This window comes from Tumebacillus sp. BK434, assembly GCF_004340785.1.
GTDB lineage: Bacteria > Bacillota > Bacilli > Tumebacillales > Tumebacillaceae > Tumebacillus_A.
In genome coordinates this window covers 185,658-201,596 of sequence record NZ_SLXS01000005.1, presented here as the reverse complement: position 1 = coordinate 201,596, position 15,939 = coordinate 185,658, and the positions used below count along the sequence as shown (strand labels likewise).

Sequence of the window (15,939 nt, the reverse complement as noted above, 5' to 3'; positions counted from 1 at the left end):
CATTTGGGAGGGACGAGAAAATGCGAGATACGATCATGCAAGGTGTCGCCAAAGGCATGTTCCCCGGCGCGGTCGTCTGCGTGGCGCGCAACGGCGACCCGCTGTTTTTCGAAGCGCACGGCGAGTCCGACCCCGCGCAGGGGCGCGCCATGTCGATCGAGACACGATTTGACATCTCCACGCTGACCAAGGTCGTGGCGACGCTGCCCGCCGTGCTGCGCACCGTGCAGCTCGGCAAATGCACGCTCGTCGACCCGGTAGCCCGTTTTCTGCCGGAGCTGGCCACCGGCGTCGACCGTCATGCCAAAGGACAGATCACCTTGTTCCACCTCTTGTCGCACGCGTCAGGTCTGCCGGCGTGGAAGCCGCTGTTCCTCGAAGCGCGCGGGGTAAAAGCGTATCTGCGCGCCATGGCCGACACGCCGCTGGAAGCGGTGCCGGGCGAGCGGCTGATCAACAGCGACCTCGGCTACATGCTGCTCGCCTTTGCGCTTGAGCGGATCTGGGACCGCCCGTTTGCGGAGGTCTGCGAACGGCTGGTCTTTGGCCCTCTGGAGTTGTACCAGACCTCGTTCGCCGAAGGGGACGGCCTGCCGCCGGAGTTGTGCGCGGTGACGGAGCCGGGCAATGAGCAGGAGCAGCGGCGCGTAGTGGCGGCAGGCCGGCACGCTTCCTTTCCTTGGCGTGACCACGTGCTGTGCGGAGAAGCGCAGGACGGGAACGCCTTCTACGGACTGGATGGGGTCGCCGGGCATGCCGGGCTGTTTTCCACAGCGCTCGACCTGACCCGCTATGCGGAGATGTGGGTGCGCAAAGGCATCCACCAGCGCCAGCGTTATCTGGACACCACGCTGGTCTCGCTCGCAGTCAATTCGCACGCCGTCTGGCAGGGGCAGCGCTTCGGCCTCGGCTGGGAGACGGCTGCGGCCGACTGTCCGGCCGGGGAGCGCGCGCCGCTCTTGTCCTACGGCCAGCTCTCCACGACCGGCTGCTCTCTGTGGTGCGACCCGGTGCGCAAACTTACGTCAGTCATCTTGACGAACGCTGCGCAAGGCAGCCAAAGCGACGGCTTGTACGACTGGACGCGGGCCGTTCACAAAAGGGTGTTTAACGACTGACCGGCAGCCAAAAGGGGACGGCAGCCAGGGCTGGAAGCGGAGCTGGCGAAGCAGGAGATTCACAGCCTGTTCTCGATCGCCCGCGCCAAGTCGTTCGGCATGAACCGGGTGCCGCGCATGTGTAAAAAGAGACTCTGTCCTAGGCGGGCAGAGTCTTTGCGTTTTTCCCCGGAGCAGGCGTTCGTCCACGCCGTTTTGACTGTGCAGTCATATGCTTTACTATCCGGGAAAACTGCGGGGAGGTGAAACTATGATCCTGTATACTGCCATGGGCGATTCGATCACGGCCGGGCTGAACGCATCTGCCCCGTCCTTGGCGTACCCGTCATGCATCATGCGCAGCCTGAAAGAGCGGGGCAAAGAGGCAAAGCTCGGCGTGATCGCCCAGAACGGCTGGACGAGCAGCGCGCTTCGCTGTGTCGCACCTGAGGCGGCCGGGCTGCTGCACAACTCGACCACCATCACGATCTGGATTGGTGGCAACGATCTGCTGCAGGCCGCAGCCGGCATCGTCGTCGGGGGGCGTCCCGTGCAGACGGCGATCGCAGGACGCTTAGCAAGCTACAGCAGCAACATGGAGCGCATCGTCGCCTCCGTCCGCCAGCACAGCAAGGCTTGTATCATCCTCTGCACCCAGTACAATCCGTTCCCCAACTCCCCCGTCGCCGTCGAAGGAGTCGCCGCCCTCAACAAGAGCACCGCCGACAGCGCCAAGCGCCTCGGCACTGAGCTGGCACCCGTTCACGAATGGTTCGAAGGCAGTCAGCCTGCGCTGATCTTCGGGTACCGCAACGGCCGGATTGAAGACGCTTTGCGCCCGTTCCGCCGCCCGATCCACCCGAATAACGCCGGTCATGCTATGATCGCCCGCCACCTCGCTTCTTACATTCGGTAGTTTCATCGTGTTATAATATAATAAATCAAAATTCATCTGAGTCGAGGTACGCCTGTGAATACGAAACCGGCCAAACCAACCACACCGAAAGCCAAGTCCAAAACCAAGCCGACGAAGATCTATGAAGAGGTGGCTCGCCACATCAAGCGGATGATCGAGGACGGCGTGCTCGCCCCAGGTGACAAACTACCGCCGATGACCGAACTGGCCAAACAGTTTGGCGTGTCCCGCGCGGCGGTGCGCGAAGCGTTTTCTTCACTGGTCGGCATGGGCCTGATCGACCTGCGCCACGGCGAAGGCACGTTCGTGCAGCGCATCGACGTGCAGACGATGATCATCGAGCCGATGAACGCTGCGCTCCTGCTTGGCCGCAGCAACCTCCGCGACCTGTTGGAGATGCGCCGCCTGCTGGAGACCGGCACCGTACAGGCGGCTTGCGAGCGCCGGACGGAGGAAGGGCTCCTGCGGATCAAGCAGGCGCTGGAAGGGCAGGAGACAGCCCGCCATACGCTTGAGGAGCAGGTCGCCTGCGACTTGCAGTTTCACATCGCCATCGCCGAAGCGTCCGGCAACAACGTGCTTCTCAACCTGATGAACACGCTGTCCGAAGCGCTGCGCAGCACCTTGCGCGCCACGCATGAGACGGCTGCCGACCCGGAAGCGTCGATCCGCGAGCACCGTTTGCTGTACGAAGCGATCGCAGCCGGTGACGCAAAGCGGGCCGCCCTGCTGATTCATGCCCATCTGGAGCACGGCGAACGCCAGATCCTGGTCCGCAAAACATAAAAAGCACCCGCTCGCCATCGAGGAGACCGGGTGCTTTTTGCTAGGTATAAAACGGGGGCAGTAGGAAACGATTAGGAGGATCAATCTTGTAGGAGGCTCCTATGGACGCACAGACCACAACCCGGCGCGCGCACCGCAAGAAATCGCTTGCCGCCAAGCTGAAGCGCTTGTTTTTCATCACGCTCGGCTCCTTGCTGGTGGCGGTGGCGCTGGAGATCTTCCTCGTCCCCAACTCGGTGATCGACGGCGGGATCATCGGCGTTTCCATCTTGCTGGCCTATTTGACAAACACGCCGTTTGGGATCTACATGATCCTGCTCAACCTGCCGTTTTTACTCGTCGGTTACAAACAGATCGGACGCACGTTTGCGTTTACCACCTTGATCGCCGTGATCCTGATGTCCGGTTTCGTGACGCTGTTGCACGGTGCACGTCCGTTTACAGACGATCTGCTGCTCGCCACCGTGTTCGGCGGTGTGGTGATCGGCATCGGCGTAGGCACGATCATCCGCTACGGCGGGTCGCTCGACGGTACGGAGATCGTCGCCATCCTCGTCTCGCGCAAGTCGGGGTTCTCCGTCGGCGAAGTGGTGATGTTTTTTAACGTGTTCATCCTCGGCAGCGCCGGATTTGTCTTTGGCTGGGACCATGCCATGTATTCGCTGATCGCTTATTTTATCGCCTTTAAAATGATCGACATCACCATCGAAGGACTCGACGAATCGAAATCGGTCACGATCATTTCCGACTATCCGGACGACATCTCCGAAGCGATCCTCAACCGCCTCGGGCGCGGTGTGACGCACGTGTACGGCAAAGGCGGCTACAGCGGTGAACCGAAAGAACTGCTTTACGTGATCGTCACCCGGCTGGAGGTTGCCAAGCTGAAAGACATCGTACTCGAATACGACCCGGCTGCCTTTATCGCGATCGAGCATGTCGCCGACGTGATGGGCGGACGCTTTAAGAAAAAAGCGATTCATTAAAGTGACCGTTTTTTGACAAAAATGCCCCTGTCCTCCTCATGGAACAGGGGCTGTTATTTATGTATAATCAAAAGAAAACCTGTTGCCGGAAAGGCAACAGGGCGGATGTCAGATTCGTGGTGTTAAAACAGTTGGATATTATCTTGAAAGAGTTCATTGAGCTTTTCTTGATAAATGGAAAATAATTCGGAATGTTGTTGCAATAATTCCCAGTTGTCGAACAGATCACGGTTCTCTTGATAAAAACGATTCTGTTCGAGGACTAAGTTGTGGTCACGCTGCATGAACGATTTCAGTTGTTCAGATTCAAGGGCAACAGACTGTGTGAATCCAATGCCTTCCGCGTTTGACATCATGTCAGGCACGTTCAGCATGACAGACATCGAACCGGCGAGTACGCCTAGCATCAATGAAACAGGTAAACGGAAACGCACAATTCTCTCTCCCTTCGGCAACCCGGCTGCCATGGCGAGTGGTCACCCGCTGTAGGCCCGCAGCTTTGCGTCCCGCCCTTTCGAGCGGTTTGCCATTTCGTGTGGATTTTACAAAATTCGACATATGATAGATGATTTTTTATACTATGACTATGACGATAGTTTCATAGTAGGATATAATTAAAGCGAAGTCAAGACATCAGCAGGACTTATTGCCTATGATTTAGATGATTTTATTCTTTCGAGAATCGATTCAATAGTTCTGGAGTACCAAATTTGATTTAAAACATTAAATCTCAGGGATGATTCTGATTTATAGAGCGGAAAAGGGGCAGGTAGCACGATGGGAACTGAAGAGCGTAAAGACAAGCTCCGCTCCGCCTCACAAGAGGCAGGATTTTTTGAAGCGCTTCAGGCTGTCGAGGAGCAGGCAGGGGCGCTGAGCCTGCCGACCGATGCGGAACGGTTAGCGCCGCGCAGCATCAGGGCGCAGGTGGTCAAAAAGCATAGTGCGGGCTGGAAATTGCCGCGCTGGCTCCTGATGCTGATCGGCGCATCGCTGCTAGGCAACATCGGTCTCGGCGCCATGTATTTCCTCAAGCAGGGAGCCGCTCCGGCGCCGGTTGAGCAGCCGCCGGTCGTTTCCGAAGACGCGGAGGAGCCGGCGAAACCGGCCGATGCGGTGACCACTTTTTTGCCAAAGACGGTGGTCTGGAACAAGAAACAGCTCGAGGAATTGTCAGAAAAAGAGCGCCGGGACGTGGAAAGTCACCTGGCGGCGATGCCGACGGGGCGGTATTTTGTCTCCGGTTTTTTCAATCTGCTATTTATCCCCGGCGACAGCAAATTGCAGATGGACGATACCGGTGCCGTCAGCGTAAAGATGTTTTTGTACAACGGCTATTTGCGCAATTTCACGCCGAAGCGAATCGTCCTCAGCGCCTACTATTATGAAGGCGTGGTTTTTAACGGAACGATTGAAGGGCCGCTTGACGAGTGGCTGCCGGGCGAAGTGCGGATGCTGGAGATGAGGTTTGCCCCAGATGAAGTCAAAGACCCGAAGCTGGTCAAGAAGCTGATCGAATACAAGGCGGAGCAGGACAAGCTGTCGATTCAGGCGCGTTTTGTGGTCGATGAACCGAACCTGATGAACCCGCTCGTTGCCGAGCCGGTCTGGATGTTTTTCAACACGCATACGGCTGTGACCGGAGCAGGCAAATAAGGAGGTGTAACCGGCATGTTAGGCTATCTGTGGAAAAAGTACTACAATGCCGTTAAGAAACGCCTCGGCTTGTTGGTTTTGATCGTCGGCTTTGCGGTCGGCACCTCGACCTACCTGAGCATGTTCGTGGTGACGCCGACGTACAAGGCGACGACGGCGCTCCTCGTCAACACCGACCCGACGATCTCGGCCGAATATCTGCTCAATGAAGTGTTGACCAACCAGAAGGTGATCAAGACCTACAATGAGATCATCAAAAGCCATCTCGTGCTGCAAGAGGTGATCGACAAGTTGCACCTGCAGATGTCGCCCGATGAGCTGGGCACGAAGATCAAGATCGTCAACAACACCGACTCGTCGATCTTCACGATCACCGTCACCTATCCGGATCGGGAAGCGGCGATCGTGATCGCCAATGAACTGGCCCGCGTGTTTACGCTGAAGATCGGACAGCTGATGCAGGTCGACAATGTGGTCGTCGTCGATCGGGCGACGATGCAGACGTCTTCGAAAACGGCTCCCAATGTAACGATGAACGTGGCGATCGCTCTGATCTTGTCGACGATGGCGGCGATCGGCGCGTTTGGTGTGCGGGAATACCTCGATCCGACGATGAAGAGCCGCGAGGAGATCAAGTTTGAGACCGGGCTGGCGACGATCGGCGAGATCGGCACGTGGTCGCCGAAGCGGCGCTGGTGGGGGCTGAAACAAGATGTCGCAGCAGCAAGCGAACTGCCGCAGCTGAAGTTGAACCCGACGAAGCGCAACCGTCGCGTGCTGGATGGCTATCAGCATCTGTACCGCAACCTGCTGCCGGTGCTGACGATGGAAGATGTGCGCACGATCGTCATCACCTCGACGCACGACAAGGAAGGCAAAACGACGATCTTGACCCACCTTGGCATCCTGATGGCGCAACATGGGCACTCCGTGCTGCTGCTCGACGCCAATGCGGAGCAGCCGGTCTTGCACGGCCTTGCGCCGGGCGGGGGAGAGGCGGGCTTGTGCGATCTGCTGCTCGGAGCGGCAGAGCTCGACGAGACGATCCGCCAGTCGGTGATCGCAGGCCTTGATGTTTTGCCGCTGGGCCGGGCCTCGCTGCAGGCGCTGCGCTCGGTGGCAGAAGGGCGCCTAACAGACGTGATGCCGGTCTTGCGCGACCGTTACGACATCATCCTGATCGACAGCGGATCGATGAACTCTTCGCTGCTGCCAAACGCTTTGGCCCGCCATGCGGACGGCGTGCTGTTCGTCATCAAGAGCGGCAAAGTCGCCCGCGAGGCCGCCGCCACCGCCGTAGCCGGCCTGCGCCAGGTAAGCGCCAAGATCCTCGGCGCCGTTCTCAATAAAAACGAAGCGAATTCCAAGCGCCCGCCGTTCTTGCTGGAGCGGGTGCTGCAAAAGGATATCGAGATGCATCAGGGAGAAAACAGCGTTTCTAACTAGGCCGCCCAGCCTGCCGGAGATTGAGGTCACAGAGGTAACAAGTTGTGTGCATGAAAAAAGGGACTCGGAGATCGAGTCCCTTTTGCTTTGCTAGTTGGAAGGAGCGCCGCAAGGTGCGGCGTTGCAGATCGCGCGGTACATCGCGAGGAAGGTGTCGCGCTCGCGTTCCAGCGAGTAATGATCGGCGATGGTGCGCAGCGACCCTTGGCTGAGCTTCGCGCGCATGTCGGGGTCGGTGACGAGTTGGACGGCCTTGGCGGTCAGTTCCGGGCCATTGTCGTAGAGGAAGCCGTTCACACCGTCCCGGATCAGGTCGCGGTTGCCCGGCACGTCAGAGGCCAGCACCGGCTTGCCGATCGACATCGCTTCGAGCAGGGCGTGGGAGAGGCCTTCGGAAGAAGACGTGTTCATCACCACATCGGCCGCCCGGTATAGATCGGCGATCTCTTCATACGGCACCGAGCCGAGGTAACGGGCGAACGGGCTGCCGGCAAACGCGGCATCGACTTCCGCTTTCACCTTGTCATCGAGCACCGGGCCGACCAGTACAAACCGCACCTGCGGCAACTGCTCATACGCTTTTTGCAGCGGCTCGAACGCGTCGAGCGGGCGCTTCACAGGGCGCAGGCCGGCGACGAGCAGGAACAGGAATTCGTCGTCCGCCAAGCCAAAATCGGCCCGCGTTTTGCCCGCCCCTTGCGGCAGGTCGATCCCGAGGTTGATCACCTGTGACTTGGCAGCCGCCGACGGGCGCAGCGTCGCGAGGCGCTCTTTCGCTTCTTCTGTCAAGAAGACGATCGCCGCCGCGTAATCGACCGCTTCGGTCATCGTTTCGGTCGTGTCGGGATGGCCGAGATGCTCGTTGACATCGGTGCCGGTCATCGTCAGCACAAGCGGCTTCTTGTGGCGCTTAGCGTCCTTGACGATGTGGCGTCCGGTCACATAAGCGTTGTAGGAGTGTATGATATCGGCCGCCGCATAGTCCGGGTCGGACACTTGGTCGAGCGGTTTGATCGTGATGTCGATGCCGTACGGGCGCAAGTTGCGTTGCAAGCGCCCCGAGTAAGTCCAATTGCCGCCGGACGGCTGGTTCGGCGGAAGAACAATCAGGATGTTCATGGGGATCGTTCCTTTCGTACGCTAATGCTACTACTTTACCCTGACTTTCTGTTCACTACTGTCACCTGAACTACATTTTTTTCGTTTTGCCGCGATTTCGGGCCAACTTGTGATATGATGAAAACATCAACTCCTTTTTCATGAACGAGGTGAGAAACATGTCACTGTGGTTTCAATCACCGATGCCGAAGAAGGCCCAGGTGTTCTTTTTCACGTACGTGCTGCTGATCATGACGACGTTCGCGCTGGTCGGGATCACCTTCTCGATGTTCCATTACGCGCTCGCAGGCGTCTTGCTCGCGGCTGCCGTGCTGATGACCGGCATCGGTTTCATGATTCGCAAGCGCGTGCTGCGCAGCATGGGCGTTTTTGACCAAACCGAACAAGCGTAACCTGCCATCCGGCTAAGCCGCTTTCCTTAGGAAAGCGGCTTTTCTTTTTGTAACCAGAAAAAGCACGCAGTCCGTTTCCGGATGCGTGCTTTTGGCGTTGCCTTTAGATGATCATCTGCGTGATCGACTGGTTGATGATGTACGGGCCGTACTCGAGGAATTCGGCGGCGTGGGCGGCCAACGTTCCTTTGACGAACAGCTCGGCGAAGCGCGGCGGGAGCAGCTCTTGCGCCTCTTGGAACACGCTCTGCGCCAGCTCCACATGGCCGAGCTTGAGGTGGCAGAGGATGATCGACTGGTAGGTCGAGGTGAGGCGCAGATCGCCCGTTTCGCGCTTCAACTGCAAGATGCGCTCATACCAGTGCAGCGCGTCTTCGTAGCGCTCCATCTGGAAATAAGTGCTCGCCAGCGGGCGAAGTGCGATCTCGGCGTTAAACGAGTCAGCGTGCGTGACGCAGATCTCGTAGGTGCGCTGGTAGGCGGTGACGGCGTCTTCATACTCGCCTAGGCGGTTCAGGATGTTGCCGTCGAAGTAGAAGAACTCTTTTTTGAAGATGTCCGGAATGTCTTTGACCGACTCGCCGACCGTATTTTGCCAGAGGTCTTTTGCCGCCTCGTAGTCTTTGGCAAAGTAATGCAGGTAGGAGATGTTGATCGACAGGTTGTAAAACAGGCGGAGCGGCAGTTTCGGATCTTCCAGCTCTTTCATGACGTTGCCTTTGGTCATGTGCGAGAACGGCTTGATGCCTTCGTACGCCGAGTTGGCATATTCGAGCGCCAGCGGGATGTCGCGATCATGCAGGTAGGTGACGTAGGCGAGGAAGTTGTACAGCCAGCAGCGCTCATACACCGTGTCGAAGTCGCTGCGCCCCTCGGTGATGCGCAGGCCTTCATGCAGGAACTGCTTGGCGATGTCCCAGCGCCCGACGCGCTTGCCGTAGCAGAGGGCGAGCAGGTGATACGCTTTGGTGCGGTCGGCCATGTTGCCGGCGTAGTCGTGCATCAGCGTAAAGGCGTGGATCGCTTCCGGATACATCTCCATAAACGCGAGGGCGACGCCCTTTTTGCGCCAGACGTGGAAGCGGATCGCGCGCTCGTCTTCGGCAGACAGCTCCGGCAGGTGGGCGAGCACCGCATCGCCGAGCGTCAGCACGTTGTCGAGGCTGTAGACCGACATCACGCCGTCGAGCTTTTTCTTGATCGCTTCTGCATCCCAGAAGCCGTTTTGCAGCTCGCCGATCATCGCGCGGATGTGGTCGACAGGCGGATCGCCGTCCAGCGCCAATGCCGGTGCGGGTACAGGCGCCGTCTTCGAACCGATCAGTCGCAGCGGCTGCAGCGCGTCGGCGATCACACAGAGCAGTTTTTCGATCGACTGGCCGGTGTCGGAGGTGACCGGGCGGCCGTCATGGTCATACGTGCCTTTTTGCAGGATCAGCACGATGCCGTCCGCTTTCAGGTTGTGCAGCAGATGGTACAGAGTCTGCAGGCTGAGGCGGTCGGCATGCTGCACGTCGTGGATCGCGATGACCAGCGGCTTCACTTGGGCCAGCTCTTTGAGCACGAGCGCGGCGAAATGCATCAGCCGGAAGCCCCACTGGATGTCGCGGTTCAAGCGCAGTTCCGACCACGAATAAGAGACGTGAAAGACGCTTTGCTTGCCTTCGTACGTGTTGGGAAACAGGCCGTTCACTTCGCGGAAATAGTCCTGCTCAACCCACTCCCATTGCGACCAGATTGCCCGCGTCTGTTGCAGCAGCTGGCGGATCGGGCCAAACACGTTGCGGTCGAGCAGCGGCAGGGTGGTGCGGAAAAATACGCCGTCCATGCCGGCAAATTCGGCAAACACAGCGTCGAGATCGGACGGCTGTCCATTTTCGACCCAGATGGTCTTGCCGGACGACCTGCCTGCAAACAGCGCGTTGACGGCGGCGGAAACTTCGGTCGAGATGATTTGATCCAGCATCACGTTCATGCAGCGTACCTCCTATGCGATCTTGCGTAATGGGGTGAAGAAAGAAATCAGACCTGAGCCGACGATCATCGCCGTGGCGAGCAGGTAGGTGATCACCGAGCCGGAGCTGAGACCGATCGTGATCCCGCCGACTACACCGGCCAGCGGAATGCAGCAGTTGGAGATCGAGGTGATCGCGCCTTCGACACGGCCGAACATCTGGTTGTCGATGTTGCCTTGCTTGTAGGCGTTCAGGATCACGTTCATCACGACCACGCTGCCAAGCAGAATGCCAAGGCCAAGCCCGGTGGCGATCCAGTACGGCACCAGGGCGATCAGTCCGCCGCCCAAGCCGCCGCCGAAGATCATCATGAAGCTGAGCAGAAACCCGCGCCGAAAGCGTTTGGTCAGTTGCGGCGTGATCAGCGCCCCGATGATGCCGAAGATGCCGACGGAAGAGAAGACGAAGCCGACGCGCCACTCGTTGGTGCCGAGCGTGTCGCGCAGGTAGAAGATCAAAGTGGACATCACGAGGCCGAGGCCGAAGTTGGCGAGCATCGAGATCGCACCGATCGCGCGCAGGTCGATGCGGTTCCAGCCGTACGCGAACCCTTCGCGCATGTCCTGCCAGATCGTCTTCGGCTCCTGTCCGCTGGCGTCGGGACGGGGAATCTTGCCGATCAGAAGCACGCAGAATGCCATCACGAGGTAGGAGAAGCCGCAGATGAAGATCGACAAGGGCGTGCCGATCGCTGCCAGCAAGGTGCCGGCGAGGATCGGACCGAGCAGGCGGACCGTGTTGTCGACGAGCTGCAGCTGGCCGTTCGACTTGATCAGCTGCTCTTTGTTGACGAGGTTCGGAATGATCGCCGACATCGAAATGTCGACGAAGAAGGAAAGCGAAGAAATCACAAACGACAGCACGAAGATATACGCCATCGTCAAAAGGTCTGCCCAGTAGAGCAGAGGAAGAGAAATGATCAGTGCCATACGTGCTATATCGCAGACCATCATGATCATACGGCGATCAGAACGGTCGATGATCACACCGCCAAGCGGCAACAAGAGGATGAACGGCAAGGTCTCAAACGCAAACACCGTCCCCATCTGCACGGACGACCCGGTCAGGTCATAAGCCAGCCAAGGCAGGGCGAGCAGATAGATGTTGTTGCCAAGTCGTGAAAACAAAAGGCCGAACAGCAGGTAATAAAAACGGGCGCTGCCAGGCTTTGGCTGAGGTTGTGCAGGCTGTGTCTGCAAGTTAGACATACAGGCCCTGCCCCCTCAAGGTCTCTTCGAGGCGCGGGATGAACTGGCTGAAGCCGGGCATCGCACCTTGTACTTTCTGACCGGTCGACAGCTGAATCGCTTCTTCTTCTCCCGGTTCGATGATCAGATAACCGTCTTCTTTGAGCTGCTTCATGTTGCGCTGCATCGCAGGGCGGTTGAGCATGTGTTCGTTCATGTTCGGGCAAAAGACGACCGGGCATTTCGCAGCCATCGCCGCGGTGGAAAGCAGGTCGTCGGCGATGCCGTTGGCGACTTTGCCGATGATGTTGGCGCTGGCCGGGATGATCACCATCAGGTCGGCCCACGAAGTGAGATGAATGTGCGGAATTTTAAATTGGTCGGTCGAGTCGGTCGACTTCAAAAATACGTTTCCATCGATAAAATAGTTGACCGTTTTGCTTTGCAGCATCGCCGCCGCGCTTTCGGTCATGATCACGTGGACGCTGGCGCCCCAGGTGCTGCGCAGCGCGGCCAGATAGTTTTGAATTTCAACGGCGCCGATGGAACCGGAAATGCCGACGAGTACTTTTTTGATGTCCATAAAATCCCCTCCGTGTATGGAAGAAAAGCCCGGATGGCAGCATCCAGGCTTTTCAAAGATGCATGTTATGAGTCAAGCAATTAGCAAACCCAAACTTGATCGTCCATGCTTGTCACCTCCGAACTGCGTCATTTTATCGAATCGAAGCAAGGAAACTAGCAGATGAAGATCGGATCGGTTACTACGATCATTGGTGGTCACCTCCGCTTCAAAGTATCTATCGACATATCGCAAACTAGCAGATGAAGATCGGCTCGTAGGACGCCATGTTTGTCACCTCCCAGTCAGATTTTAGGCCAAGTTGGAACTAGCACAGATAGACCGGATCACGCATGTTTGTCACCACCTTATATTTATTTAAAGCTCCTGTAGATATAAATACCACACAACTTCTCAAAATCCTACCGTAAAATGAAAATATTTTGAAAAAGTACAAAAATGAAAAATTAAAGCCTGGCTTCGCAAAAAACCAGGCTTTTCGGACCTGAAAACTAGCAAATCCAGATGTTGATGTCGCCGACTGCGATGTTGCGCTCCATGTCTGGTCACCTCCCCCCTTGGGAAATGAATTAATTAATCATGTTCTAATAAATAAATTCTACACAACAAAATGAAACTCCTGTCTGTAAGCGTTGCTGAAAATAAAAAAAACCGCCGCTTCCCAAAAGCGGCAGTTCTCTGGTACTGTGGACGGTGATCTTCGTGATGGTTTGTTTAGTCATAGTGGAGGGTGGACGGATGGTCGTAGTCGCCGCCGTAGACGGGAATTCCGCCGCGCGACTCGATCTCCGCCAGCACTTTTTGCAGAATGGTTTGCCCTGCCGCATTGAGGCAGCGTTTGAGCTGGTTCATCGTATCTTGATGATAAGCAAGCTCTTCGAGGGTCCATTTTTCGTAAGGAACGTCTTGCAATTCATTGAGTGTGCGTCCAACGTACATTCGCGTCACCTCCTGCAGTAGCTAGGATGTGCCGCAGGGAGATACACTATCCCAAAGGGGGAAGCAGATGTGATCACCGTAACCGACCGCGCCAAAGCGGCGCTCTTCGCCTACAAGACGGAAGGTGAAGCGCTCACTTTGCGCTTCTATATCGAGACAGAAGGCGGCTGAAGCGCGACGACCTATTATGATTTGGCTCTGGATGAGCCAAGAGCAGACGATGAAGTGATCGACGCAGGTGACGGCCTCCGGGTCGTCGTGGACAGAAGTTCCTGGTTCTTCGTCGACGAGCCGCTGAAGATCGACTATGATCCCGAAGAGCAGGTGTACCGCATCCGGGCGGCCGGATTTGTGATTCCAGACAAGATCCGGCTGTAAGCACGCAGGCGATCTGGCGGCCAAACGATGAAGAGCGACCGTCTGGTTCGCAGCAGGATCGCGGCAACGTGCGGATTGGCCCATGAAAAAGCGGTGTGCAGGGTTGTCCTGCACACCGCTTTGGCTGGTGCGAGTTAAGCCATGATGTGGTAGCCGGCGTCGACGTGGATCGTTTCGCCGGTGATGCCGCTCGCCAGGTCGGAGGCGAGGAAGAGTGCGGTCTTGCCGACTTCTTCTTGGGTGATGTTGCGGCGCAGCGGGGATTTTTCCGCCACTTGCGGGAGGATCGACGTGAAGTTCTTCACGCCGCGAGCAGCCAAGGTGTTGATCGGGCCAGCGGAGATCGCGTTGATGCGAATGCCCGCCGGGCCGAGGTCGTTGGCCAGGTAGCGCACGCTGTGCTCCAGCGCTGCTTTCGCCACGCCCATGACGTTGTAGTTGCCGACGATGCGCTCGCCGCCGATGTAGGTCATCGTGATGATCGAGCCGCCTTCTGTCATCAGCTCTTTCGCCTGACGTGCGATCGTCACCAGCGAATAAGCGGAGATGTCATGCGCCAGATGGAAGCCTTCGCGGGACGTGTCGACAAACGTGCCTTCGAGGTCTTCCGCTTTTGCGTATGCCAAGGAGTGAACGACCCCATCCATCGTGCCCCATTGTTCCTTGAGTTGCCCAAACGCAGCGGTGATCTCTTCGTCGCGGGTGACGTCGACCGAAATCATCGGCGAACCGGGCATCGTCGATTCCACAAGCTTCTGCACGCGGGATTCCAAACGATCTCCCTGGTAGCTGAACGCGAGAGTCGCGCCCGCTTCGTGCAGCTGTTTCGCGATCGCCCAAGCGATGGAGCGGTCATTGGCAACGCCCATGATCAAGAACTTCTTACCGGCTAACAGTTGGTTCATATTCAATCTCCTTTGTGAGTAGAATGCACTTTTAGTACCTAGTACTATATTGACTGATTTCCGCGCAAAGGACAAGCCCCGCCTTTTCCATATTTTATTCGCAGGCGAAACGAATATGAGGTGAAACTCTTGCCGCGTTCGCCCGTATACTACCTGCAGACCTGTGTGAGAATGCTGTGACAAGGAGAGTCAGTCTATGGGATTTTTCGATAAGATCAAAGGGATCTTCGGTGCTGAGAAGAAAGAGTTGGAAAAACGCACCCTGGCAAATCTAAAGGTTGGCGATATTGTCTCCTGCGACCTGACCGATTATGAAGTCGAGGGCTTCACCGTCTATCGCGGCGGCCCCCGCCAGCGCATCGGCTACCTGCTGAACGATGCAGGGCGCAAGCGCTTCCTGCTGGTGGAAAGCCAGGAAACGGTCCGCGCGTACCTGTACGATACGATTCAGGCCCGTCTGGAGAATCCGGACGCGGTCAACTACGAGATGATCTACGACGACGAGTCTTATTTTGAAAAAGTGCGCGGGGAGTCGAACGTGAACACGGTCGGCCACAGCGCCTTTAACACGGTCGATCCGGTCTACTGGTGGATGCACGTCGCCGACAGCGGACAGGCAATGCTGATCGAATGGCAAAACGGCGAGACGATCTTCCGCATCGGCGCACCGGTCAAGCCTGAACACATCACAATCTTCGCAGCTTCCTAACCACATGGAGCAACTGATGAATAAGAAACGGGAAGAGGGAGAAAGATGAGCAACTGGGGAGTCATTCAATTTCTGGCCGGGGTGCTGCACCCTGTGCTGACCACGATCGAAAGTTTTGTCCATGACTGGGGTCTGGCTGTCATTTTGTTCACGTTGTTGGTACGTATGATTTTGTTCCCGTTTTCCGTTCGCCAGGCCCGCTTCGCCTGGAAGAACCGCAAGTTTTCCAAAGCGATGATGGAACTGCGCAAAAAGCTGGGCGACAAGCCGGAGAAGCTGCGCGAAGAGACGACCAAGCTCGCCTTGGAGCACAAGTTTAACCCGTTTGGCGCGATCGGCACGGCGATTTTGCAAATGCCGGTCTTCGCAGCCGTCTATGCGCTGTTCTACCACTTCGGCAGTGACATCACCTCGTTTCTGGTGCCCTGGTCGTCGGCGCTTGGCGTGAGCGACCCGACGCACGCCATGCCGATTCTGGCGGCGCTGTTTACCGCAGGCGGCGCGCTGGTGCCGCTGATCCAGCCGGAAGGGATCGAGCAGGCCGCCATGCTGAAGAAGATGACGCCGATGATGATGATGCTGCCGATCATGCTGTTTGTGCTCTGGAAAGCGCCGGTGGCGATCTCGCTGTACATGAGCACCACCGCCGTCTGGGGGATGCTGGAGCGCACGTTTTTGCGCAGCAAGTTTGCGGTGGCCCGCTTCCGCCTCGACCCGGATGCCATTTTCTCGGGCGGGCAGGGAGGAGTCCCCGCCTCAGAAGACGAAACAAAAAAAGCGTAGCCTTGTGGCTGCGCTCGTTTTTTTACATACGCAAAATTCGCA

The 15,939-nt window shown here is 57.3% G+C and carries 17 protein-coding genes and 1 riboswitch; of the genes, 10 read left to right on the top strand and 7 right to left on the bottom strand.

The features are described 5' to 3' along the window. Positions 1-20 precede the first annotated feature (20 nt). The 4 genes from EV586_RS14675 to EV586_RS14660 all read left to right on the top strand — a co-directional run bounded on the left by EV586_RS14675 (position 21) and on the right by EV586_RS14660 (position 3,785). A complete protein-coding gene (locus EV586_RS14675; protein WP_132945866.1) occupies positions 21-1,118 on the top strand; it encodes a serine hydrolase domain-containing protein in 1,098 nt (365 codons plus the stop codon). 250 nt (positions 1,119-1,368) lie between these two features. Further along, positions 1,369-2,013 (top strand): SGNH/GDSL hydrolase family protein, encoded by a 645-nt coding sequence (locus EV586_RS14670; RefSeq protein ID WP_165898619.1) that lies wholly within the window; start codon positions 1,369-1,371, stop codon positions 2,011-2,013. A 54-nt stretch (positions 2,014-2,067) separates the two neighbouring features. Further along, entirely contained in the window at positions 2,068-2,799 is a 732-nt protein-coding gene (locus EV586_RS14665; RefSeq protein WP_132945864.1) for a FadR/GntR family transcriptional regulator, read from the top strand. A 101-nt stretch (positions 2,800-2,900) separates the two neighbouring features. Next, the gene (locus EV586_RS14660) at positions 2,901-3,785 is read left to right on the top strand and encodes a YitT family protein (RefSeq protein ID WP_132945863.1); all 885 of its coding nucleotides are present in this window, start codon (positions 2,901-2,903) and stop codon (positions 3,783-3,785) included. 122 nt (positions 3,786-3,907) lie between these two features. On the opposite strand, the gene EV586_RS14655 is transcribed toward EV586_RS14660, so the two are convergent. After that, positions 3,908-4,252, bottom strand: coding sequence for a hypothetical protein (locus EV586_RS14655; RefSeq protein WP_165898618.1), 345 nt, complete (start codon positions 4,250-4,252; stop codon positions 3,908-3,910). After that, positions 4,233-4,323, bottom strand: a riboswitch (cyclic di-GMP riboswitch). Its footprint overlaps the gene before it by 20 nt. 239 nt (positions 4,324-4,562) lie before the next feature. Here EV586_RS14655 and EV586_RS14650 point away from each other — a divergent pair. Beyond that, positions 4,563-5,441: a flagellar basal body-associated FliL family protein gene (locus EV586_RS14650; protein ID WP_132945861.1), complete on the top strand. Its 879-nt coding sequence runs from the start codon at positions 4,563-4,565 to the stop codon at positions 5,439-5,441. Positions 5,442-5,456: 15 nt separating this feature from the next. Then, entirely contained in the window at positions 5,457-6,887 is a 1,431-nt protein-coding gene (locus EV586_RS14645; protein ID WP_132945860.1) for a tyrosine-protein kinase domain-containing protein, read from the top strand. Positions 6,888-6,977: 90 nt separating this feature from the next. On the opposite strand, the gene EV586_RS14640 is transcribed toward EV586_RS14645, so the two are convergent. After that, complete coding sequence (locus EV586_RS14640) at positions 6,978-8,006, bottom strand: glycosyltransferase (RefSeq protein WP_132945859.1); 1,029 nt, start codon at positions 8,004-8,006, stop codon at positions 6,978-6,980. A 158-nt stretch (positions 8,007-8,164) separates the two neighbouring features. Here EV586_RS14640 and EV586_RS14635 point away from each other — a divergent pair, with 158 nt between their 5' ends. Next, entirely contained in the window at positions 8,165-8,398 is a 234-nt protein-coding gene (locus EV586_RS14635; protein WP_132945858.1) for a hypothetical protein, read from the top strand. A 103-nt stretch (positions 8,399-8,501) separates the two neighbouring features. Here EV586_RS14635 and EV586_RS14630 read toward each other — a convergent pair whose 3' ends face one another. From EV586_RS14630 to EV586_RS14615, 4 genes are all read right to left on the bottom strand, one after another. Beyond that, positions 8,502-10,373 (bottom strand): tetratricopeptide repeat protein, encoded by a 1,872-nt coding sequence (locus tag EV586_RS14630; RefSeq protein ID WP_132945857.1) that lies wholly within the window; start codon positions 10,371-10,373, stop codon positions 8,502-8,504. 12 nt (positions 10,374-10,385) lie between these two features. Next, complete coding sequence (locus tag EV586_RS14625; protein WP_132945856.1) at positions 10,386-11,621, bottom strand: MFS transporter; 1,236 nt, start codon at positions 11,619-11,621, stop codon at positions 10,386-10,388. Then, the gene (locus tag EV586_RS14620; RefSeq protein WP_132945855.1) at positions 11,614-12,183 is read right to left on the bottom strand and encodes a flavoprotein; all 570 of its coding nucleotides are present in this window, start codon (positions 12,181-12,183) and stop codon (positions 11,614-11,616) included. The genes EV586_RS14625 and EV586_RS14620 overlap by 8 nt, the downstream gene beginning before the upstream one ends. A 714-nt stretch (positions 12,184-12,897) precedes the next feature. Continuing rightward, the gene (locus EV586_RS14615; protein WP_132945854.1) at positions 12,898-13,122 is read right to left on the bottom strand and encodes a hypothetical protein; all 225 of its coding nucleotides are present in this window, start codon (positions 13,120-13,122) and stop codon (positions 12,898-12,900) included. A 225-nt stretch (positions 13,123-13,347) separates the two neighbouring features. On the opposite strand from EV586_RS14615, the gene EV586_RS21190 reads away from it, so the two are divergent. Continuing rightward, positions 13,348-13,500 (top strand): hypothetical protein, encoded by a 153-nt coding sequence (locus EV586_RS21190; protein WP_165898617.1) that lies wholly within the window; start codon positions 13,348-13,350, stop codon positions 13,498-13,500. 134 nt (positions 13,501-13,634) lie between these two features. Here the strand turns inward: EV586_RS21190 and fabI are convergent, their stop codons facing one another. Beyond that, a complete protein-coding gene (gene fabI, locus EV586_RS14610) occupies positions 13,635-14,405 on the bottom strand; it encodes an enoyl-ACP reductase FabI (protein ID WP_132945853.1) in 771 nt (256 codons plus the stop codon). A gap of 196 nt (positions 14,406-14,601) precedes the next feature. Here fabI and EV586_RS14605 point away from each other — a divergent pair, with 196 nt between their 5' ends. Both EV586_RS14605 and EV586_RS14600 read left to right on the top strand, forming a co-directional pair. Continuing rightward, positions 14,602-15,114, top strand: a complete 513-nt coding sequence (locus EV586_RS14605) for a DUF4178 domain-containing protein (protein ID WP_132945852.1) — start codon at positions 14,602-14,604, stop codon at positions 15,112-15,114. A 45-nt stretch (positions 15,115-15,159) separates the two neighbouring features. Beyond that, positions 15,160-15,897, top strand: a complete 738-nt coding sequence (locus EV586_RS14600) for a YidC/Oxa1 family membrane protein insertase (protein ID WP_132945851.1) — start codon at positions 15,160-15,162, stop codon at positions 15,895-15,897. The last annotated feature ends 42 nt before the right edge of the window (positions 15,898-15,939 follow it).